At 45.6% G+C, this 22,330-nt stretch carries 20 protein-coding genes; 7 read left to right on the forward strand and 13 right to left on the reverse strand.

Annotated elements, in window-relative coordinates; all coding sequences use genetic code 11:
- Positions 1 to 13 precede the first annotated feature (13 nt).
- Positions 14 to 1,441: an MFS transporter gene (locus FC26_RS03790; protein ID WP_057777947.1), complete on the reverse strand. Its 1,428-nt coding sequence runs from the start codon at positions 1,439 to 1,441 to the stop codon at positions 14 to 16.
- 459 nt (positions 1,442 to 1,900) lie between these two features.
- On the opposite strand from FC26_RS03790, the gene FC26_RS03795 reads away from it, so the two are divergent.
- The gene (locus FC26_RS03795) at positions 1,901 to 2,860 is read left to right on the forward strand and encodes an NAD(P)-dependent oxidoreductase (RefSeq protein ID WP_057777948.1); all 960 of its coding nucleotides are present in this window, start codon (positions 1,901 to 1,903) and stop codon (positions 2,858 to 2,860) included.
- 293 nt (positions 2,861 to 3,153) lie between these two features.
- The gene (locus FC26_RS03800; protein ID WP_083483741.1) at positions 3,154 to 4,686 is read left to right on the forward strand and encodes a glycoside hydrolase family 30 protein; all 1,533 of its coding nucleotides are present in this window, start codon (positions 3,154 to 3,156) and stop codon (positions 4,684 to 4,686) included.
- Between the two features lie 36 nt (positions 4,687 to 4,722).
- On the opposite strand, the gene uxuA is transcribed toward FC26_RS03800, so the two are convergent.
- From uxuA to FC26_RS03815, 3 genes are all read right to left on the reverse strand, one after another.
- Positions 4,723 to 5,802: a mannonate dehydratase gene (uxuA, locus tag FC26_RS03805; RefSeq protein ID WP_057777951.1), complete on the reverse strand. Its 1,080-nt coding sequence runs from the start codon at positions 5,800 to 5,802 to the stop codon at positions 4,723 to 4,725.
- Between the two features lie 121 nt (positions 5,803 to 5,923).
- A complete protein-coding gene (locus FC26_RS03810) occupies positions 5,924 to 7,081 on the reverse strand; it encodes an MDR family MFS transporter (protein WP_057777953.1) in 1,158 nt (385 codons plus the stop codon).
- A 17-nt stretch (positions 7,082 to 7,098) separates the two neighbouring features.
- On the reverse strand, positions 7,099 to 7,542 hold the full coding sequence (locus FC26_RS03815) for a VOC family protein (protein ID WP_057777955.1): 444 nt from the start codon (positions 7,540 to 7,542) through the stop codon (positions 7,099 to 7,101).
- 153 nt (positions 7,543 to 7,695) lie between these two features.
- On the opposite strand from FC26_RS03815, the gene glpK reads away from it, so the two are divergent.
- The 4 genes from glpK (at position 7,696) to gndA (ending at position 13,808) form a co-directional block, all read left to right on the forward strand.
- On the forward strand, positions 7,696 to 9,216 hold the full coding sequence (glpK, locus tag FC26_RS03820; RefSeq protein WP_057777957.1) for a glycerol kinase GlpK: 1,521 nt from the start codon (positions 7,696 to 7,698) through the stop codon (positions 9,214 to 9,216).
- Positions 9,217 to 9,353: 137 nt separating this feature from the next.
- Positions 9,354 to 10,535, forward strand: coding sequence for a CynX/NimT family MFS transporter (locus FC26_RS03825; RefSeq protein WP_057777959.1), 1,182 nt, complete (start codon positions 9,354 to 9,356; stop codon positions 10,533 to 10,535).
- Positions 10,536 to 10,744: 209 nt separating this feature from the next.
- Positions 10,745 to 12,223 (forward strand): glucose-6-phosphate dehydrogenase, encoded by a 1,479-nt coding sequence (gene zwf / locus FC26_RS03830; RefSeq protein ID WP_157061033.1) that lies wholly within the window; start codon positions 10,745 to 10,747, stop codon positions 12,221 to 12,223.
- Positions 12,224 to 12,377: 154 nt separating this feature from the next.
- The gene (gene gndA, locus FC26_RS03835) at positions 12,378 to 13,808 is read left to right on the forward strand and encodes an NADP-dependent phosphogluconate dehydrogenase (protein ID WP_057777964.1); all 1,431 of its coding nucleotides are present in this window, start codon (positions 12,378 to 12,380) and stop codon (positions 13,806 to 13,808) included.
- A 61-nt stretch (positions 13,809 to 13,869) separates the two neighbouring features.
- On the opposite strand, the gene FC26_RS03840 is transcribed toward gndA, so the two are convergent.
- The 8 genes from FC26_RS03840 to FC26_RS03875 all read right to left on the reverse strand — a co-directional run bounded on the left by FC26_RS03840 (position 13,870) and on the right by FC26_RS03875 (position 21,076).
- The gene (locus FC26_RS03840; RefSeq protein WP_057777966.1) at positions 13,870 to 15,171 is read right to left on the reverse strand and encodes a pyrimidine-nucleoside phosphorylase; all 1,302 of its coding nucleotides are present in this window, start codon (positions 15,169 to 15,171) and stop codon (positions 13,870 to 13,872) included.
- Between the two features lie 91 nt (positions 15,172 to 15,262).
- On the reverse strand, positions 15,263 to 16,219 hold the full coding sequence (locus FC26_RS03845; protein WP_235809463.1) for a sugar-binding transcriptional regulator: 957 nt from the start codon (positions 16,217 to 16,219) through the stop codon (positions 15,263 to 15,265).
- Between the two features lie 93 nt (positions 16,220 to 16,312).
- A complete protein-coding gene (gene deoD, locus FC26_RS03850) occupies positions 16,313 to 17,020 on the reverse strand; it encodes a purine-nucleoside phosphorylase (protein WP_057777970.1) in 708 nt (235 codons plus the stop codon).
- A gap of 24 nt (positions 17,021 to 17,044) precedes the next feature.
- Complete coding sequence (locus FC26_RS03855; protein WP_057777972.1) at positions 17,045 to 18,232, reverse strand: phosphopentomutase; 1,188 nt, start codon at positions 18,230 to 18,232, stop codon at positions 17,045 to 17,047.
- Positions 18,233 to 18,253: 21 nt separating this feature from the next.
- Positions 18,254 to 18,925: a deoxyribose-phosphate aldolase gene (gene deoC, locus FC26_RS03860; RefSeq protein ID WP_057777974.1), complete on the reverse strand. Its 672-nt coding sequence runs from the start codon at positions 18,923 to 18,925 to the stop codon at positions 18,254 to 18,256.
- Between the two features lie 171 nt (positions 18,926 to 19,096).
- Positions 19,097 to 19,633, reverse strand: a complete 537-nt coding sequence (locus tag FC26_RS03865) for a GNAT family N-acetyltransferase (RefSeq protein ID WP_235809464.1) — start codon at positions 19,631 to 19,633, stop codon at positions 19,097 to 19,099.
- A gap of 253 nt (positions 19,634 to 19,886) precedes the next feature.
- Complete coding sequence (locus FC26_RS03870) at positions 19,887 to 20,360, reverse strand: universal stress protein (RefSeq protein ID WP_057777976.1); 474 nt, start codon at positions 20,358 to 20,360, stop codon at positions 19,887 to 19,889.
- 74 nt (positions 20,361 to 20,434) lie between these two features.
- On the reverse strand, positions 20,435 to 21,076 hold the full coding sequence (locus tag FC26_RS03875; protein WP_162259964.1) for an SDR family oxidoreductase: 642 nt from the start codon (positions 21,074 to 21,076) through the stop codon (positions 20,435 to 20,437).
- A gap of 304 nt (positions 21,077 to 21,380) precedes the next feature.
- Between FC26_RS03875 and FC26_RS12460 the strand changes: the two genes are divergently transcribed.
- Positions 21,381 to 21,755 carry a GNAT family N-acetyltransferase gene (locus tag FC26_RS12460; protein ID WP_338045550.1) on the forward strand — a complete coding sequence of 125 codons (375 nt, stop codon included), beginning with the start codon at positions 21,381 to 21,383 and terminating at the stop codon, positions 21,753 to 21,755.
- Here the strand turns inward: FC26_RS12460 and FC26_RS03885 are convergent.
- A complete protein-coding gene (locus tag FC26_RS03885; protein WP_057777982.1) occupies positions 21,747 to 22,232 on the reverse strand; it encodes a MarR family winged helix-turn-helix transcriptional regulator in 486 nt (161 codons plus the stop codon). The genes FC26_RS12460 and FC26_RS03885 overlap by 9 nt on opposite strands.
- Positions 22,233 to 22,330: the final 98 nt, after the last annotated feature.

A 22,330-nucleotide genomic window follows, 5' to 3' on the forward strand; every position in this document is an offset into this window, starting at 1 on the left:
CATTTTTTAGTTATTATTTTTCTTCTGAAGCTTCTTCAGCAGCATTGGCATTGTGCAGTTTTTCAAGCTTAGCAGCGTTTTCGTTCACACGCTTTTTGCTCAATGGGTAGAAGAAGAGCAAGATCAAGGCAGCGGCAGCCAAACATACAGTTGGAACACCAGTAGCTAACATGTAGATCTTGTCAACAACGGCAGTCGTTTGAACGGCACCACCACCAGTTGATGATTGGTAACCAATAAAGGTTAACATGAAACCACCAAATCCACCGGCGATTGCTTGGGCAACCTTACGAGCGAATGAGTTCACACCATAAACGATCCCATCTTCACGGACCCCAGTGATCACTTCGTGGTTATCAATAACATCGGTGATGAAGGCCCAAACCATCAGGTTGAACATTCCGGCACCAAGTGAACCAAAGAATAACATAACTAGGTAGAAACCAGCACTATGGGTGTGCACAATCATCAAAGTTCCGTAGATTAAGGCCCCGATGATTAAGGCAACGATAGAGGTTTCCTTACGACCAAAACGACGAGTTAAGAAGTTACTGAATGGTGCTAATAAAATAACGGTAGCAAAGTTAAAGATCAAGGCGATTGACATAGCAGTCTTGTTCATGAAGTAATCGTTGAACAAGTATGAAATCAATGTTCCTGACAAGTTTTGGTTAATAACGATCACGATATCAACTAAAACCAAGATCAAAAGGGCACGGTTTTCGAACAGGCCTTTAACCACGCGACCCAAAGGAACAGGTTCGCTCTTTTCAGTCCGCACACGTTCTGTGGTCATGTGTGTGGTCAATTGGTAGCAAATCCAGCCCAAGACGGCGCAGGCAACAACCACCCAGAAGAAGCGGCTTCCTGAAATCTTTTGTGAAGCGCCGATGTAGATGAACATTGGGATGATGTAACTAGTAATCGCACTCCCTAAAGCAGAACCCATGGCACGGAACGTTGATAATGACGTCTTGTCGTTAGGATCTGAACTAATAGCTGAGGCCATTGAGCCGTAAGGGATGTTAACTGATGAGTAGAAAATCCCCCATGCAAGATAGGTTGCGAAAACCCATACTAACCGGAATGGTAAGGCCCAACTTGAAACGATTGGCACGAATAACAGAACCAATGAAATCAAGAGTGGGTAACGCATCCGGTTCATCCAAGGCTTGAACCGGCCAATTTTGTGTAACTTACTGTTATCAACTAAACGACCAACAGTAATATCAGCGAACGCATCAACGAACCGGGCAATAATGAACAGGATCCCGACTTGGGCCCCGGTCAAACCAAGAACGTTCGTATAGAAAATCATTAAGAACGAGTTAACCACGTTAAATGAGAAGTTATTCCCAATATCCCCGAACATGTAACCGATCTTATCTTTAATGCCAAACGGTGCAGCTTTAACTGTTATCGTTTTTTGTAATTTATCCATATTCTTCACTTCCTATGATTTATAAAAATATAATCTGAAAAATTGCAACAAACTATGAATCCATAAAATAACGAACCCCAGATCGGATTATTTCATTGAATCTCCTCCATTTGTCAAAAACAACCATACCGTCTCGTCTTACTGGTTTGCACTAGAATTCAAACTTCAAATACCCGTCAAGTGGTATATCAGATATTCAGTACACTAGGATAATAATTCGTTTTGAAAGCGTTGTCAACGCGTTCTAAAAATGCACACGGTAACATTTTTTGTTCAAAAACTGTTGAGACAGGCTCAAGCGTTGCTGCAAGCGGTTTCTAGCATGTCCTATTTGGAAAAAAAGTTTTTTTACACTTTTTTGCTCACTCGCGTAAATAACCGTTAAATTGGGCGCTTTAGGTGGCTTTTCTCGGTCATTTCATTTAAAATAAAGCCAATTTAATCGAGGATGTGATGTGATTGTCTACGAAAAATTTACTTATCGTTTCACCTATTAAGGATGCTCAGCGCGCGCAATTTGCAGCAACGGGGGTTAATCTGGTCGAGCTTGATGACCTCAACCACCGAGTTGCGCCCAGCGCTATCAACATCATGTATGGCTGGAAGGCCGCCATCGGTGAGCAACTGCTTGCCGCGCCTCAGTCCCAGTTAGAATGGGTTCATGCCATCTCTGCCGGGGTTGACTCACTCCCCCTGGCCACCTTTGCACAACGGGGGATTAAGCTGACTAATGCGGCCGGTATTCATGCCCAAGCAATTAGTCAGTCCGTTCTCGCTTCAATCCTCTATTTTGTCCGTAGATTGGACATTGCAAGCCACAACCAACAAAAACAGCATTGGGCTCATCACGATGATCAAACACCCCACGTGATTGATGACTTTAAATACGTCATTTTTGGGACCGGTCACATTGGCCAACAAATCGCACGGTTACTAAAGTCCTTTGGGGGTTACACGATTGGGGTCAACACAACCGGCCATCCTGCTGAATACTTTGACGATACCATTAGCATTCAAAGCTTGGATAGTCGCGTCTGGCAAGCCGATGTCGTCGTAAACGTGATGCCGCTGACTGACACCACCCATCACTTTTTCAATCATGAGTTATTCGACCAATTTGCGCACCTCTTCTTATTTGTCAATGTCGGTCGCGGACCAGTTGTAGATTCCACCAGCGTCATTGATGGGATTAACAGTGGTCTCATTCAACACGCAGCATTGGACGTCTTTGAAACCGAACCCTTGCCTGCCGACAGTCCTTTTTGGCACTTACCAAATACGCTCATTACGCCCCACAATACCGGCGTCATTACCCACTTCAAGAAAGCCCAAGCAGCACTGTTTTTACCTAACTTGAAGCAGTACTTAACCGATGGGACCTTTAAAACAAACCAAGTTGATCTAACTAAGGGATATTAATCTAAAAATAGTCGTTAACCGTATTTTTGTAGATACGTTTAACGACTATTTTTATGATCTTATTAAATAGAATTAGTTTAAATTAACAACTAACTTAATTACGTCGGCAAAATGCGGGTTACTTACCAATTTACTTTTGCTTATAACTGTCCAACGATCGCACACTATTTGACGAATTCGATTTTTATGCTATATTGAAAGCGGATTCATGAATTAACTGGTATATCACCTTGTGTAACGATCATTACTCATTACCTTGATGAAATCCAGAATCAAAAAAGGGGCTGACTCATTTGTTTAAGACTTATCAACACGAATTTTGGACCGTCACTTCTGGGGATCTCACGCAACGCCGCACACCGCTCACAATTCCAGCGGTCGTCGACGATCCGGGTGAGGCCACAAAAATCATCATCGATCCGACGGTTAAACAACAGGATTGGCTTGGCGCCGGTGCTGCGATTACCGACTCCGCCGCAAAACTCCTGTGGGAAAATCAGAGTGCCGCGCAACGTCATGCACTGCTCACGGAACTGTTTGATCCATCTCAAGGTGGTTTTTCAAGTATCCGGGTGCCGTTAGGATCCTGTGATTTTCAAAGTCAGGACTACTACACCTACGATGATGTCCCCTATGGTGAACACGACAATAAATTAGAACACTTTTCGATTGGTGAAGGAACGCCCGGTGCACCTGATGCCACCAAGGATCTCAAACACATTGTTCCCGTCCTTCAAGAAATTCTAAGGATTAATCCGGCGGTTAAAATCATTGCTTCCCCATGGTCAGCACCGGCTTGGATGAAGAACACCGGCCATCTGACATTTGGTGGTCGCCTTCGCTTTGGCGAGTTTACAGGAAATGGTTACACCGATGAAAACCGGTTCGAAGCCATCTACGCCCGCTACTTCGTGCGCTACATCGAGGCCTACCAAAAGTTGGGCATCCCAATCTACGGGGTTACGATTCAAAATGAACCTTCAAACGCCGCTCACTGGCCGGCCATGATCTGGACAGTGTCCGAACTAGCCGATTTTGGCTACCACTATCTCCGACCAGCATTGAATCAGAGCTTCCCAGATACTAAAATGTACTTATTAGACGATAGCTTCCACGCCCTCGATAAACCGATCACCGACGACGTTCCCTTCGAACAGGCCATGGCCTTTGATGGGCTCGCTGTGCATACGTACTCTGGGCCCTACGAAAACCTCTATCACGCCAACCGGGCCTTTCCCAACTGGTCATTAATCATGACGGAACGCCGCTGCATGATGGAAGAAACACCCGAAAATGCCGCTCATATCATGTTCGGCATCATCGGTAACTGGCTCGTTCGCAATGGGCTGAATATGGTGACCCTCTGGAACCTTGCGCTAGACGAACGGGGACTCCCCAACGCGGCAGATTCTACCGGTCGCCGTGGTGTGGTCACCATTGACCATACGACGGGAAAAGTCCAGCGAAGCCTCGAATACTTTATGCTACGTAACTTCGGCCAAGACGTGGCCGTCGGCTCGCAGCTCATTCACTCTTCGAACTACACCCCCGATGGCTTCACCGGCGGTCTTGGCTCCGTCGCCTTCCTCGCTTCCGATGGCGCTATCGCCGCTCATTTGTACAATCCAACTGGCACCCCTATTCAAGCCGCCGTGACAATAAACGGTGATGGCGCTCGATGGCAACGCGTGACGGTGCCCGCATGGGGTACCGTGACCCTCCATAAATCAGATCAACCGATCAACGAATCCGCCATCCCTGCCGATGACCAATTCGCATTAAACCCTTCGCCTTACAATACAGACGATATCGCTCCAGGAAAGTAACAAAAGTGGTATGACAGAAATTGTCATACCACTTTTTTACTTTTCATGATCAAGGGTTTCCCAAATGCCATTCAGATAGGCAATTCCCAGTGCCCGATCATACAGTCCATACCCGGGACGCCCAGTTTCACCCCAAATATTGCGACCGTGATCTGGCCGAATGTACCCGTCAAAATGTTTTTCATGCAACGCCTGCATAATCGCAACCATATCCAGTGATCCCTCACGCGACAGATGGGCCGACTCGTGAAAGTCTCCCTGCTCATTCATAAACTTAATGTTACGAACATGCATGAATGGCACTCGGTCCCGGGAAACAAATTCTCGAATAATGGTGGGTAAGTCATTCGCAGGATTTTCACCGAGGCTCCCCGTACAAATCGTCAATCCGTTATATGGACTGTCATGCATTGCTAAAATTTGTTGCATGTCATCCCGATTCTTATAAATTCGTGGCAATCCAAACAAAGACATTGGTGGATCGTCCGGATGCATGGCCATTTTCACATCACATTCCTCACAAACTGGAATAATCGCATCCAAAAAGTACTTTAAGTTTGCCCGTAACTTGGCCGCATCCACATCTCGATAATCCGTAAACAATCGCTGTACCCGCGCCAACCGTTCCGGTTCCCACCCGGGTAATTCAAATCCATTGGCATTATTTTGCACCGTCGCAATCATTTCTTCCGGCGACTTTTCCACTTGCTGATGCTCAAACCTCATGACCGTTGACCCATCTGGGAGTGGATAGGCAAGATCCGTGCGAATCCAGTCAAAAATCGGCATAAAATTATAACAAATGACTTTGATGCCACACTTGGCTAAGTTCCGAATCGTTTGTTGATAATTTTCAATATAGCGATCCCGACTCGGCTTGCCAATCTTAATATCATCATGAATATTAACGCTCTCGATCACTTCCAGGCTCAGATTAGCGTCGGTTACCTGTTTTTTTAGCGCCTGAATCTTCTCCAGCGGCCACACTTCTCCCACCGGGACATCATATAGGGCCCCTACTACCTGAGTCGTCCCTGGAATCTGCCGAATTTGAGAAAGTGTAATCGGATCATCTTGGGCGCCGAACCATCGAAATCCCATTTTTAACATACTCATTCTCCTCGCCTCATTACCTTCGTTTGTCTCCAATCATATGATCTTTGATTAGCGAAAGCAACCACGCACAATAAAGGTATCTAAAAAAGCGCAGCCCAAATTGGCCGCGCCGTTGCTTAATCTATTGGTTTTCAATCCGTGCCCGAGCACTCATCGCGATCAGACTAACCACCATCATTACCGTCACCGACAAAAATAGGATCGAGTAGTTCGCATGATCAATAATCAGGCCCCCATAAAGCGGCCCAATGGCCCGTCCAATCGACATTGACATGTTCACCATGCCCTGATACTTTCCTGTTTGACTGGGGTCCGTGATTTCATCAATTAACGCCGGCATTGCTGGTAATCCCAGCATCTCACCAACGGTCAAAATCAAGAAGTCCACGATAAAAAACGAAAACGTTTTGGCAAAGATCAATAGGAAAAAAGAGGTGGCAAAGATCAACATGCCAATTTCAATTTGCCGGCGCAGTTTCACGTAGGGCGCCAGCTTATTGACAAACGGCTGACCAACAATGATCAGAATCCCGTTCATCGTCCATAGCAAGCTGTACGCATAAAACGGAATATGCATGTTGGTGAGATGGACCGCCATGACGCTTTCCCATAAGACATAGCTGAGGTACGCCGTGGCGGTCACGAGACAAATTAACCACACCAACTTTTCATGGTGGGCCTTACTGGCGACCGTGGCGGTCACTTTTTCGACCTCTGTACGTTTAACCGTCACGTTAAACGTCAGCACGGTTAACACAAGGAAGGCCATGTAACACACGCTGGTTACCGCGAAAACGACTGTTACCCCTAGATCGAGTAAAAAGCCAACTAGTAAGGTGCCCACAACGACGCCGACGTTCAACGCCATGTATAAAATATTAAATACGTAGCGCGCACTTTGTCCCTTGATCGAAGCAGCGTAGGCGTTAACCACCGTAATATTCGCACCATCCCCAAAACCGACAATGACCAATAAAACGGCAAATACCGGCCAGCTATGCCAAAAAATAAGGGTTATCACGGCAAGCGTCGCAATGCTGACCGACGCAATGGCGGTTTTATAGGGGTGCCAATGATCAAATAAAATCCCGCCGAGATAGTTTCCCGCGATCATCGCACATGACATGATGAACAAGACCAGTCCCGCCGTGGCTAAGGATTGGTGTAAGTAGTTATGCATGTAGACCGTAGTTAACGGCCATAAAAAAGCTGCCCCCGCGTTGTTAAAAAAACTCGCGAGGACAACCCACTTCATTTTCACTTCTGTTGCTGGTTTCATAAAACTCCTTAATAACGCTACGATTCCCGTTCGTCGACCCGGATAATCCACGTAATTCCGTAACGATCAACAAACTGCGCCATTTTACCGCCAAAGGTTTGGGTACTATATGGCAGGGTCACCCGAACCGTTTCTGAGTCGGTCACTTTCTTGAACAAGTCCTGGGCTGTACGTACATCGTCAGCATCATCCTCATCAAAATCCAACAGGATCGAAATAATTGATGATGGCTGGGGATCGGCCATAAACGCATCCGAGCACAACACCTGTGTTCCAGCAACACTGAATCCGCCATGAAACGTGGTGTCAGTCAAATTAGTATCGAGCAGTCCGTAATACTCGGCCTGGTCTTCTGATACTGGCTCCCGAAAAACATCGGTTGCACCAAAAATTTCTTGATAGTACGCTAACGCCTCTTTCGCGTTTGTAAACGTGATATACGGATACAATTTTGCTGTCATCCATTCATTCCTCCGATACACTAACGTATTAATTATATTTGTATTTCGTGGATGCGTCAAACTAGTTTTAGCAAATTAAGGACCACATCTTTTGAAAACGCCATCAATTACTGTTAAAATAGGCTTACTAGTTATGTTTTGGAGGAGCAATTCATGGCATTAAAATCACCAAGTAAGTATATTCTCGCCATTGACCAAGGCACTTTGACTACCCGGGCAATGTTATTTAACCAGACCGGCTTCAAGGTCGCTGAAATTGAGCGGCCACTGCGAAGTTTTTCACCACAGTCAGGGTGGATGGAACACGACGCAAACGAAATTTGGAACGCGGTACAACAAGTCATCGCGACAATTCTTATCAATACTAGCATTCAGCCGCAAAACATTGCGGCAATCGGCATTACTAATCAACGTGAAACCACCGTTGTTTGGGACCGTCAAACCGGCGAACCCATCTATCATGCGATTGGTTGGCAGTCTCAGCAATCCGCCAAAATCGCCCGCCAATTGATCGCCAGTGGTCATAACGAGCAATTCCGTGACAAAACTGGATTAAACGTTAATCCCTATTTCTCAGCCACCAAAATCCGCTGGATTCTCGATCACGTTGCCGGGGCCCAAGAACGGGCCGAAGCCGGTGACCTGCTCTTCGGGACCATCGACTCATGGATTGCTTGGAAGCTATCGGAAGGTGCAGTTCACGTTACTGACTACTCGAATGCAAGCCGGACAATGCTGTTCAATATTCACACGTTACAATGGGATTCAGAACTTTTAAACCTCCTTAACATTCCTGCCGCAATGCTCCCCGAGGTCCGTTCCAGTTCCGAAATTTATGCGACAACGAAGACATTTCAATTTTACGGTGCTGAGGTGCCGATTGCGGGAATTGCCGGTGACCAACAGGCCGCCTTGTTCGGCCAGGCCGGCTTTGAAAAGGGAACCGTTAAAAACACCTACGGCCCTGGTTCCTTTATTGTGATGAACACCGGTGATCAGCCGCAACTATCCCAAAATAACCTCATCACGACGATTGCTTACAGTATTAATGGCAAAGTCACCTACGCTCTCGAAGGAAGTATCTTCGTGGCTGGGCAGGCCGTTGATTGGCTCCAAGATAATTTGGGCATGATTAACAACGCCTTTGAATCGCGAGAGGCCGCCTTAGCTTCAACTAACGAAGACGAGGTATATGTGGTGCCTGCGTTTTCTGGACTTGGCGCGCCCTACTGGGACCCCGAAGCCCGAGGTTCGGTCTTCGGGCTCACACGGGGAACTAACCGTAACGACTTCATCAAGGCCACCTTACAGTCCATCGCGTACCAGACTAAGGATGTTATTGAGACCATGAAAACTGATACCGGGCTCTCCATCCCGACCTTAAAAGCCGATGGTGGGGCCTCACGAAACACCTATCTTATGCAATTTCAGGCCGATATTTTAAATACCGAAGTCGATCGCGCAGCCGAAGAAGAAACCACCGCGTTGGGGGCTGCTTTCTTAGCGGGGCTCGCGGTTGACTACTGGCATAATACGGATGAATTACGGGATGTCCTTGACGATGGAAAACTATTTAAACCGGCAATGGCTGAATCCAAACGCCATCGTCTGTATCGCGGCTGGCAAAACGCTGTCTCGGCCACTCAAATGTTTAAACCTGCTTCCCAAGATTAAATTATTTTTGTTATAATACGAATTGGAAATATTTAATTCCATTCGTCGATCAGGTAAAACGTTTTAACAATGATTAAATCAATTATTCTTAACCATCTATTTTTCGTCATCTAACAGTCAAGAAAGGAAGTGTTTGTTTGAAAAATCGCAAGCATAGCACATTTTTAATTTTAGGTATTTTTCTTCTGGGCGCTTGTATGAGAACCCCCATTACTTCAATTCCATCGATGCTGAATAGTATCGCTGACGGGATTGGGGTTAAATCAACTAGTTTAGGAATTTTAACGACGCTCCCCCTAATCTGTTTTGGGCTCATTTCACCCTTTGTTCCAAAAATCAGTGCCAAACTGGGCAATGAAGTCACGATTGCCCTCACCATGATCCTCCTGACAGCCGGATCATATCTTCGGATTTTCAATATTTCGAGCTTATTTATCGGGACCTTACTTGTCGGTGTGGCGCTGACCTTCATCAACGTCTTGCTGCCCGCACTGATTACAGATAATCTCCCCACTAAAATTGGAACCATGACCAGCTTGTACATTCTTTCAATGGCCACTTTTAGTTCCATCGGCGCCGGGATCAGTTCCCCCCTCGCTCAGGCGATTAACTGGCAGTTTGTCGTCATCATTCTAACGTTACTGGCACTGATCACATTAGTTCTCTGGCTGCCCAATATTCGCTTTAACAAACGGGAAACCCCAACCGAACAGGGGACGGCTCCCAATCCTTGGACCAATAAAACCGCTTGGTTACTGCTACTCTACTTCGGACTATCCTCATTTGTGTTCTACACACTGATTGCGTGGCTCCCCACGATTGCAATCAATGCCGGTATTTCGGCCAATACCGCCAGCCTCTTAGCCGGTTTATTCCAACTGGCTTCAATTCCCCCATCGTTTGTAATCCCCGTTCTCGCCGAAAAGATGACCAACCGCAAGCCGATCGTCTTTGGGGCCGGTGCCGCCACCATTATCGGTCTTTTGGGACTCATGCTCCCGATTCATTCGGTAACCTACTTTGTGGTCTTAAATATCATTTTAGGTCTCGCGACTTCCGCAACCTTCTCCCTCTTGATGACACTCTTTGGACTCAAAACCAAGACATCTCAAGAAACAAGCAGTCTTTCCGGAATGGCACAATCTTTGGGATACTTGATCGCTGCCGTTGGACCGGTTTTAACGGGTTCGCTTCAATCGGTCACTCACTCTTGGGGAACCAGTCTCCTAGTCATGATTCTAATCACTATTTTGTTCTCCTTAGCCGGGATATGGAGCGAAAAACGCAAATTCGTCTTTAATTCCGAAAAAAAGTTTTAGAAAATTAACGATCTATACCAATTCGTTAAAACTTTACTAAACAACCACCATTTTTACTTTCGTTAATCCTACCCAATTACCGTAGATTTCCTTTAACGGGGTTAATCACTGAAAACGCTGTCTTTTAGGGCGTGCACAATGTCACAAGAGAGTATATAATCGTGATTGTTAGATTAGTGTTCTACCATTGACCAAAAGGAGTGAAAGTTTTGACAAAAGAAAACAAGGCCGTATTTACATTTTTTGGCGCATCAGGTGATCTCGCCAAACGTAAACTATATCCATCGTTGTTTAAGCTTTACCAAAAGGGCTACCTCAAGGAACATTTCGCTGTTATCGGGACTTCCCGGGCAAAGTGGTCCGACGATCAGTTTCAAGGAATTGTTGCTGAATCAATTAAGGGAATTAAAGAAGAAAAAGCCGGCCAAGCCGCTAAATTTGTGAGTCATTTCTACTATATAGCACATGATGTCACTGATAAGCCGCACTACGCCGCACTGGATGCTTTGATTACCAAGCTGAACAAACAATATGATGCGTTGGGTAACCGCCTGTTCTACTTCTCAATGGCCCCTTCGTTCTTCAGCCAAATTGCATTAAACCTTAAATCAGAAGGCTTGATTACTGACGAAGGATACAACCGATTGGTCATCGAAAAACCATTTGGTCGCGACTACAAGTCTGCTAAGGAATTAAATGATGCCCTAACCGCCTCATTTGAAGAAGATCAAATCTACCGGATTGATCATTACCTTGGTAAAGAAATGATTCAAAACATCGAAGCACTACGCTTTGGCAATACTATTTTTGAATCAATGTGGAACAATCGTTACATTGATAATATCCAAATTACGTTAAGTGAAAAACTGGGTGTTGAGGAACGTGCTTCCTATTATGATACATCTGGTGCCCTTCGTGACATGGTGCAAAATCACATTCTCCAAATCGTAAGCCAGTTAGCGATGGAACAACCCGTCGCCTTTACCGACGATGATGTGCGGGTTGAAAAAGTGAAGGCCCTTCGGAGTCTCCGCGTCTATAGCCCGACTGAAGCCGCTACTAACTTTGTCCGTGGTCAGTACGATGCCAGTGACAATAGCAACGCCTACCGTGATGAAGACGGAGTCCCTGAAGGATCAACCACCGAAACCTTCGTTGCCGGCAAATTACTATTTGATAATTACCGTTGGTCAGGTGTTCCCTTCTATATCCGAACTGGTAAGAAATTAGCCGACAAATTTACCCGCATTGATGTTGTCTTCAAAAAGCCATTGATCGATATCTTTGCTTTCCCACAAAATCAAGATGCCGCTTTGTCATCCAATGTTTTGACGATTTATGTTGAACCACAATCAGGCTTTTCACTGCGGGTTAACGCTAAGAGTACCGGTCAAGGCTTTGAAACAGAACCCATCAACCTTGACTTCTACCAAGATGCTGACAAAGAAAAAGAAGTGCCAGAACCCTACGAACGTCTTTTGCACGACACCCTTGAAGGTAATAGTACGAACTTTGCCTCATGGACCGAAGTGGCCTACGCTTGGAAATTTGTCGATGCGATTCGGAAGCTTTGGGACATTGAAGAACCACGTTTTCCAAACTACGTTCCCGGCTCCATGGGACCAGCTGCCTCAGACGAATTGTTGCAGCGTGATGGGCGCTCATGGGTCTATCGCTTGAACCAATAATTTGAATTATCGAAGCAAAATGAGTTACAATATGCGTGCATTGTGATATTTGTAACTTTATTTTGCTTTTTTTGCATTTACAGTTTGATGTTTTAGAAAATAATGGTACTATAGTCATGAAAACACTTTAATTAAAACGAAGGAGAGTTAGCACATGTCTGATCAAAAAGCACAAATTGGCGTTGTCGGTCTGGCCGTTATGGGTAAGAACTTGGCTTTGAACATTGAAAGCCGTGGATTCACTGTTGGTGTTTACAACCGTTCCCGTGCAAAAACCGATAATATGATGAAGGACCATTCTGAAAAGAAATTGGTTCCTAGTTTTACTGTTGAAGATTTTGTCAACTCACTTGAAACACCACGTCGTATTTTGATGATGGTTAAGGCTGGTAAGCCAACTGATGCCGTGATTGACGAATTACTTCCATTGCTTGACAAGGGTGACGTGTTAATTGATGGTGGGAACACAAACTTCCACGATACAATGGCTCGTAACGCTAAGTTGGACAAGTCAGGAATTAACTTCATCGGAATGGGCGTTTCTGGTGGTGAATTAGGTGCCCTTCAAGGTCCTTCATTGATGCCAGGTGGCCAAAAAGAAGCTTATGACTTGGTTGCTCCTATCTTGGAACAAATCGCTGCTAAAGCTGAAGATGGCAAGCCATGTGTTTCATACATTGGTCCTAACGGTGCCGGCCACTACGTTAAGATGGTCCACAACGGTATCGAATATGGTGACGAAGAATTAATCGATGAAAGCTACAACATTTTACGGAACGTTGCTGGCCTTTCAATGGATGAATTAGCCGACACATTCAAAGAATGGAACGAAGGCGAACTTGACAGTTACCTTGTTGAAATCACTGCTGACATCTTAACTCGTAAAGATGACTTAGGTGACGACAAGAACTTGCCAATCGTCGACGCTATCTTGGATCGTGGTGCTAACAAAGGAACTGGTAAGTGGTCATCAGAAGATGCCCTTGCAATCGGTGTTCCTCAATCAGTTATTACTGAATCAGTTTACGCTCGTTACATCTCAATGTTGAAGGACGAACGTGTGGCTGCAAGCAAGGTTCTTGCCGGCCCAACTGAAAAGGTTGAATTTGACAAGTCTACAATCGTTGAAAAGGTTCGCCAAGCATTATTCTTTGGTAAGATCATGAGCTATGCTCAAGGATTCGAACAATTACGTTTTGCTTCAGAAGAATACGATTGGAACCTCCAATTTGGTCAATTAGCTCAAATCTGGCGTGAAGGCTGCATTATCCGTGCTCAATTCCTTCAAACTATTACTGACGCCTTTGAAAAGGATCCTAAGTTAACTAACCTCTTGTTAGATGACTACTTCAAGGACATTTCAGCTAAGTACCAAAGTGCTACTCGTGAAGTTGTTGCTTTAGCTATCAAGGCTGGTGTTCCAGTTCCTAGCTTGAGTGCTGCTGTCACATACTACGACTCATACCGTGCAGAAGTGCTTCCTGCTAACTTGCTCCAAGCACAACGTGATTACTTCGGTGCCCACACATACGAACGTGTTGACCGCCCAGGTAACTTCCACTATTCATGGTACGAAGAACAATAGGATACGCACCGCGTATTCAAAAAGCCTTATCAAACTTCGGTTTGATAAGGCTTTTTTGTATTTATTTGGTGATTACTTCGTGAATTAGTTTCATCGTTGGTGCTTGATCACCAATGATAAAATTGGCCCGAATAAGTTTTTCAACACCATCAATTTCTTTTTGATTGCTGTGGACCGTCACAAGTGGTTCCCCTTGTCGCACCTTGTCACCAACTTTATGGTGCAACACCAGTCCCACCGCATAGTCGAGCTGATCATCCTTGGCTGAACGTCCACCACCAAGCCGCATACTAGCAATTCCCATTTCATCCGCAGCGATCTTAGTCACAATACCATCACGCTCGGCCACAATCGGAATATGATACTGTGCTTGGGGCATCACCCCATAATCATCAATCACCGCCGGATCACCATCTTGCATGATAATCATCTGCTTAAACTTCTCCAGTGCCGATCCATCCTTAATCGTTTGTTCTAGCATCAGCCGGGCCGTTTCAAGATCTGGTGCCTGATTAGCCAACACCACCATCTGTGATCCCAGTGTGAGCACCAAATCAACCAGGTCAGCCGGACCCTTGCCTTTCAGAACATCAATCGATTCTTCAATCTCGAGTGAATTGCCGATCTTATTACCGAGTGGCTGATTCATATCCGAAATAATCGCCATACTCTTCACCCCCGCTTGATTGGCAATCTCCACCAATGCATGGGCAAGCTTCTGTGCGTCTCGTTCTTCGCGCATAAATGCGCCGGACCCTGTCTTCACATCGATAACCAAAGCATCCGTTCCAGAAGCCAACTTCTTGCTTAGAATCGAACTGGCAATCAATGGGATCGAGTCTACCGTATCCGTCACGTCGCGTAATCCATAAATTCGGGCGTCTGCCGGTGCAATTTCTCCGGTCGCACCCACAATCGCTAGTCCAATTGTTTGGACCTGATGGATGAATTCCGTTTCGGATAATGCCACCCGGTATCCGGGGATGGCCTCAAGCTTGTCCAGCGTCCCGCCAGTATGCCCCAGTCCCCGGCCAGAAATCATTGGTACCGGAATACCCAATGCTGCCACCATTGCGGCTAAAGGGAGGCTTGTTTTATCCCCTACACCACCGGTAGAGTGCTTGTCTACTTTTATCCCGTCAATCGCGGATAAATCCAGCCGATCACCCGAATTCAACATCGCCATCGTCAACTTAGTTTGTTCGGGAGCGGTCATCCCCTGAAAATAAATCGCCATCAGCAAAGCACTAATTTGGTAATCTTCAATTGAGCCATCAACCACGCCACTAATAAAAAAATCAATTTGCTCGTCGGTTAGCTCGTGTCCATTGCGCTTCGTATCAATGATATCTAACATTCTCATTATAATAGCCTCCATTTTTGTAACCGGTTTCAATTGTTAAAAATAAAAAATAGATTCGGCCAACGTGCACCAAACCTATTCAATTACGGTCTCAATCAAGTTGGTTATCCACCAACTCTTGAGCTGCATGCTGATCAATGATTAGCGTGTTGGCGTAGTCGCCCCGTAATGCAGCAGCCACAGCCGGTACTTTGGCACTCCCAGCAGCCACCAAAATCGCATGTTCCTTTTGCCGCAAATCATCTAATTGAATACCAATTGTCCGGCGGTCGATTTTATCCGAAACAATGGCACCATTTTGATCAATAAACCGAGAAAAGACGTCACCGACGGCATGCTGTTTGAGATACTGCATTTCTTCTTCGGAGAAAAAGTCGAGCTGAAATACTAGGGCACTGTCACGAACCGTTCCCACGGTAAACACCGCAACGTTGGCCTTTCGTCCCAGATCCATTAAATACTGAATATGGCGTTCCTGTTCAACTAAGTCTTTCGTAATCTGCTGTTCAAAAATCACTGGCAATGGCAAGTACTGTGGGATACTGCGAAAAGCCGCGGCAAACGAATTAATACTTTCGTAAGCATAGGTGTGCTGTTTTGAATGCGAGACACTTCCCTTTAATTGAACGACCTGAACATTTTTAACCTCTTCATTAACATCCAAATAACTGGCAATTTTATGAATGGTTTTGCCCCAACCGATTCCGATAATATCATTATCAGTTACTGTGTCTTCCAGGTAGTGCGCCGCATAGTTGCCAACGGTATCCAAAGCTGCGGCACTATTCACCATCGGAATGGGAACGACATGCACTTCACCCACGCCGTACTTCTCACTAATTCGCTGCTCCAAAACTTCGGCACTTTCCAAGGGATCCATAATTTGGATGCGCACCAGACCTTGTTCCTTGGCACTTTTAAGCAATCGTGAGACCGTTGGCCGTGAAATATTAAGCTGTGCGGCAATTTGATTTTGACTGAGTTCTTGCTCGTAATACAGGTGTGCCACTTCAATGCTCTGTTGAATTTTACTATTTTGAGTGTTCAATTGCATGACCTACTTTGCCTGGATTTGACCATCGTTAATTATAACCCTCGGGCGAAATGATTAAAATGGTCATGGTTCCCACTCAATGGAAACTTATGCACGAATGCCAGTTTCTAACGATACTTTCATCATGTCGGTAAAGGATTGTTCCCGTTCCTTAGCTGAAGCGGCTTCCCCCGTCACCAGATTGTCGCTACATGTCAGAATACTAAGTGTCTTGATATTGTACTTAGCACCAATCAAGAATAAGCCCGCAGACTCCATTTCAGTCGCCACACAACCGTAATCAGCTAGCTTCTTCATGTCGATCTCATCGTTATAGAAACGATCGGCCGCAAAGATATTGCCGACGCGTACGGGCACGTTCATCTCCTGAGCCACATGGTAAGCACTATCCAATAATTCAAAATTGGACAGTGGGGCGTAGTAAATGCCGGCACCAAATGTATTGGCTGTAACGGCGGAATCCGTCGTCGATCCCTGACCGAGGATAACATCCCCAATTTTCACATCTTCGCGCATCCCGCCGGCGGTACCAACCCGAATGATCGTTTGAACACCATAAAACTTGATGAGCTCGGTTGCATAAATTGAGAGTGACGGAATTCCCATTCCACTTCCCTGAACTGAGATCAGGTGACCCTTATACTTACCGGTATAACCGAACATGTTCCGTACTGTGTTGTATTGAACAACATCATCCAGAAAATTTTCAGCAATAAACTTGGCCCGCAGCGGGTCCCCTGGAAATAAGACGGTCTTTGCAATTTGGCCGGGTTCGGCACCAATGTGAGTACTCATAAGTTCTTCCTCCTTGTTTAATGACTATTTTAATTCGTCTAAGAAGCTTGTTCCAACCACGTTTTTAACGCCAAAGTTATCTAAAATTGTGGCCCCAAAATCAGAGAACGGGCTCCGAATTCCTAATGATTGTCCGACCTGAGTAAAACTTGGTGAATAAGCCAGCAATGGGACAAACTCACGGGTATGGTCGGTCCCACGGAAACCAGGATCGTTCCCATGATCAGCCGTAATGAGTAACAGATCATCATCTTTCAAATTAGCCAACACTTCACCTAACTGTTGATCAAATTCCATTAATGCAGCGCCAAAGCCCTTCGGATTACGGCGGTGACCATACATCGCATCAAAATCGACTAAATTAGTGAATGAAAAACCGGTAAAATCGTCCTTCATGTTGTTAAAAACGTGATCCATGCCATCATGGTTACTCTCGTTATGGAATCCTCTGGTAATACCGTGGCCTGAGAAAATATCATTAATCTTCCCAATGCCGATTACCTCGTACCCAGCATCCTGCAGGCGATCCATGTCCGTCTTCCCAGTCGGTTCCAAGGTGAAGTCCTTCCGGTTCGCAGTTCGAGTAAAGTGATCCTTGTCAGGACCCACATATGGCCGAGCAATAATCCGACCGACCACGTATGGTGGTTCATTCACGAGACTCCGAGCATAGTCGCAAATCTTGTAGAGTTCAGTTAGTGGAATCACATCTTCGTGGGCCGCAATTTGGAGAACCGAATCCCCTGATGTATACACAATCAAGGCACCGGTCTTCATTTGCTCTTCGCCGTAATCGTGGATGACGTCCGTCCCTGAATAAGGCTTATTGACAATCACATCACGCCCAGAAAAGGCTTTGAGCTTGTCAATAATTTCATCTGGGAATCCGTCTGGGAATAATGCCAACGCGTGCTTGACGGGCAATCCCATCATTTCCCAATGACCATCCATACTATCTTTACCAGCTGAAACTTCCTGCATCTTACCAAAGTATGCTAATGGCTTTTCTGCTGGTGCGACGCCCTTAATCGGTTGGTCGCGGAGATTGGAAATTCCCAGTTTTTGTAAATTAGGAATCGCCAATTTTCCATCGTAGAAGTCACCCACGTGGCCGAGGGTATCCGAGCCCACATCGCCAAACTTAGCAGCATCGGGCGCTGCCCCCGTTCCAACTGAATCCAACACGATTCCAAAGATGCGTTTGTATTTCATGCTATTCCACTCCCTTTAATTCTATTGCTCGTTATCCTTTAAAATGGCGACACTGGCACTCACCCCTAGGCGAGTCGCACCGGCATTAATCATGGCGTAGGCATCCTCAGCACTATGGATGCCGCCAGACGCTTTGACACCTAAATCGGGTCCGACAGTTTCACGCATTAACTTCACGTCCGCTGCCTTGGCTCCCGCCGTTGAGAACCCAGTCGATGTTTTAACAAAGTCCGTCCCGGCCTTTTGAGAGAGTTCACACGCCCGTACTTTTTCTTCATCCGTTAATAAAGCGGTTTCAATTATCACTTTCAAAATAGCATGTTTCGCATGAGCCGCATCCGCCACAGCCTTAATGTCCGCTTCAACAGCGGCATCATGATGCTGCTTTAATTCACCGATATTAATCACCATATCGACTTCAACAGCCCCATTGTCAATTGCTTCTTGTGCCTCAAAAACCTTGGTTGCCGTCGTCGTGGCCCCCAGTGGGAATCCAATGACCGTGCAAACATTGACGTCGGTATCCTTCAGTACTTGAGTTGCGAGCGGGACCCAGTAAGGATTAATGCAGATTGAGGCAGTATGATACTGCTTCGCCTCGGCCAGTGTTTGCTCAACTTGTTCCTGAGTGGCATCGGCCTTTAAAAGAGTATGATCCATATATTTTGCGAGTTCTGCGTTCGAAAGCTTCATTTGTGAAACCCCTTTCATATTTGATAGATCAAGCTTAACAGGAATCTGCACATTTGTAAACTAATAAAATGAAATTTTGTAAAAATAAACATTTAGTTATCTATTCAATAACTAAAAATAGCGTAACTAGATTCCATAACAGAACCTAATTACGCTATTTAAACATTATCGTTAGTGAACTAAAATCTGACGATCGCTGTCCATCTGTAAGTGACGGTAGTGGTGATCACCAATCATAATTTTACCGGCATCTTCAAACCCTAGCCGGCGGTATAAACGCTCAGCACCCGGATTAGTGAAGTCAACATTGAGGCCCAACATGTCATATCCCAGTTCATGGGCGTGTTGGGCAATCGCATCGATGAGGCGCGTGGCAATCCCATAGCCACGATAGTTAGCGTCAACGGCAAGCGAGTCGAGATAAAATTCATCATCAAACGATTCCGGATCGGCAAAAAAATCCACGTCCCTGATGGACGGAATACTTTGCGCAGCCTGTGCGTACACACGGTTGACGGCTGTTTCGTTCGTATCCGGATATCCAAACGCCATCCCCACCACTTGGCCGTCAACTTCGGCCACCAGGGTGGTTGCAACATATCCTAATAGCGCCCGGCGTTTATAGGCGTTTTCGATCATTCGCTGGGGGTCCTCGTCAGGAACTGACTCGAACTCTTCTAATTCCATCTCATCATAAATCAAAGACATCAGCGGCACTATCTGGCCGGCATCGTCCGGCTCAGCTTTACGAATTGTTAAAATAAATATCCCTCCAAATTTGAGTTGATATTATATTAGCATAAACAAGACCGGATGTGGAGTGAAACGGAAAGGTCTGACGCACAAACAGCCACCAACTCGTCAGGATATACCGTGGTGCAATACAATTTGACACATTAACCCCAACAAAAAACGGTAACCCTCGGCTACCGTTCTTTATATTCTGATAATCACTTATTGCTTATTTATCAACCTGTTCGTTTTGAACTGAGGTCCGAACGACTAACACATCTACAATCGCATTGCGGTTAACAAATGACGTTACTGACCCCATCACAGCCCGTTGCATGGCTGAAAGTCCGCTAGCCCCCATCATGATCAAATCAACCTGGTGATCTTTAGGAAAATCATAGGCAATCACGGTTTTAGGGTTGCCCAAACGGATATGGATATCTACATCGGTAAAGCTATCCGTCGATCGCAAGTGGTTGACTAACTTGCTTAAATATTCTTTCGATTCATTAACCAGCTGATATGTGATGCTGCCATCTGACATACCAGCATAGTTATAGGTGACTGCCCTGGTATCTAGCACATTTAATAAATCAATGTGGGCATGGTTACGCTTTGCCACCGCAACCGCCTTTTCTAAAGCTAATTTTGCTTCCTTAGAACCGTCTACCGGCACTAAAATGTTTTTGTATACTTGATCCATAAGCAATCATCCCTTCAATATATATCCGTTTGTTGATTATATTGTACCATAAATGCGCTTACATCACACTACTTTTATAAGTCATTTATTGCATTTTTGATTAATTTCTCACCACTAATGACGTTGAAGGTCCGTTTGACGGTCCGCGGGTTTTCCAACGTATCCGCGATAACCGTTGCTACATCAGCTCTCGCGATCTTTCCGGCAACGTCTTGATCGGTATCAAGTTGAACTTTATCAATCGGCTGGTCATTGGTGAGGCCCCCCGGTCGAATAATCGTATACGCTAAATTCGTATGGTGGCGAAGCCATTCGTCTGCATAGTATTTAGCGGCGTAGTACGGCTTCATTGCACCCAACCACTTACTTCGATCGTCGGTATATAGGGCACTCACAATGATAAACCGCGCAACCCCCGCCGCTTCAGTGGCCTGCATACTTTTAATAGCGCCATCCAGATCAACCAACATCGTCTTATCAGCACCAGTTTGCCCACCGGAACCGGCCGTAAAGATGACGGCATCCATTCCCTTTAGCGGGGTGGCGAGCGTTGCTGGCAAAGCTTCTAAATCAAACGCCACAGGGGTGATTCCTGTCGTTTTATCTAACTGGGTCACATCGCGTACCCCGGCAAATACTTGGTGACCGCGAGCAGCTAATAACTTGATAAGGTGCTGACCAATTTGACCATGGGCACCAATTACAAATACTTTGATAATCATCACTCCTTTTTTATTGTTACTTATTATAGAGAAGTTTGACTGAAATACCAGTTAGAACCCTTCAAGAATCCTCCATCAGCATTGTATCGCACCACATTCGGGTTTATAATTTTTGCAATCACTTATGCAATCACTTAAAGGAAGTGTTCTCATGACCATCCCCTATATTCGACTGGCCCGGCCAACTGATGTGCCCGCCATCATGCCAATCATCGAAAGTGCCCGTCAACTGCTAGCGTAACAGGGCATTCCTCAGTGGCAAGATGGTCACCCTAATCAAGCGACCATTCAGGCTGATATTGTCCAACAAATCGGCTACGTTCTCGTTGTCGATCAACAACTTGCGGGCTACACCGCTCTCTTACAAACACCCGACCCGAACTACCAGCCAATCGATGGTGCGTGGGGCCGCTATACTACACCAGAACACTATGCAACCTTGCACCGGGTTGCTATCAGTGCCCAATTTCGTGGGCACCATTTGGGCCGCCTGTTCATCTCTAATCTCGTAACTCGCGCCTATGAACTGGGCTTTCGCGACCTTCGAATCGACACCCACCAGCAAAACCATACCATGCAACACCTCATCAAATCGACTGGATTTAAATACCGTGGGATCATCACGATTCAACGCGACGGATCACCACGGCTAGCCTACCAGTTACTATATTAAATTCTTATGCTTGTTTTTTTCGAACAACTGGTCATTATCCTTGACCATAATTTCATCAGTAAAGTCATTAATAAATTTGAGCGTGTGGGCTAATTTATCGGCCCCAAAAACATTTAACGTACTTTGGGCCTTCTTGAGGCCCTCTTTAAATAGGGTATCTTCTACTTGACGCCCCTGCGTCGTGAGTTTTAAAATCCGCCGCCGTCGATCATCTAAGTCAGTCTGTTGCGCCACGTAATTGGCGGCCAGTAACCCGCTAATCTGCCGTGAAATTGCCGATCGTGATACTTGGTGCGCCTTTGACAACTCCATCAAGGTAATATTATCGTGGGCCTGATTAATTTCATGCATAATCAGGAACTGGTCAAACGAAACCCCGTACTTTTCCGCCGGAGCCGATAGAAAATCCTGTAAGTATTTCAACGAAAATAAATATGAATTAATAAATGCATCGAATAATTGGCGCTCGTCTTCCATTAAATGACCTCCTACAGCAAAATGTTCACTAGCGCAATAGTTAACCCTTATTAACTTTACTAAGAGATGGATTTGTAATCAAGTCTTAATTCAAAATA

The organism is Paucilactobacillus vaccinostercus DSM 20634, assembly GCF_001436295.1.
In the GTDB taxonomy this organism is placed as follows: domain Bacteria; phylum Bacillota; class Bacilli; order Lactobacillales; family Lactobacillaceae; genus Paucilactobacillus; species Paucilactobacillus vaccinostercus.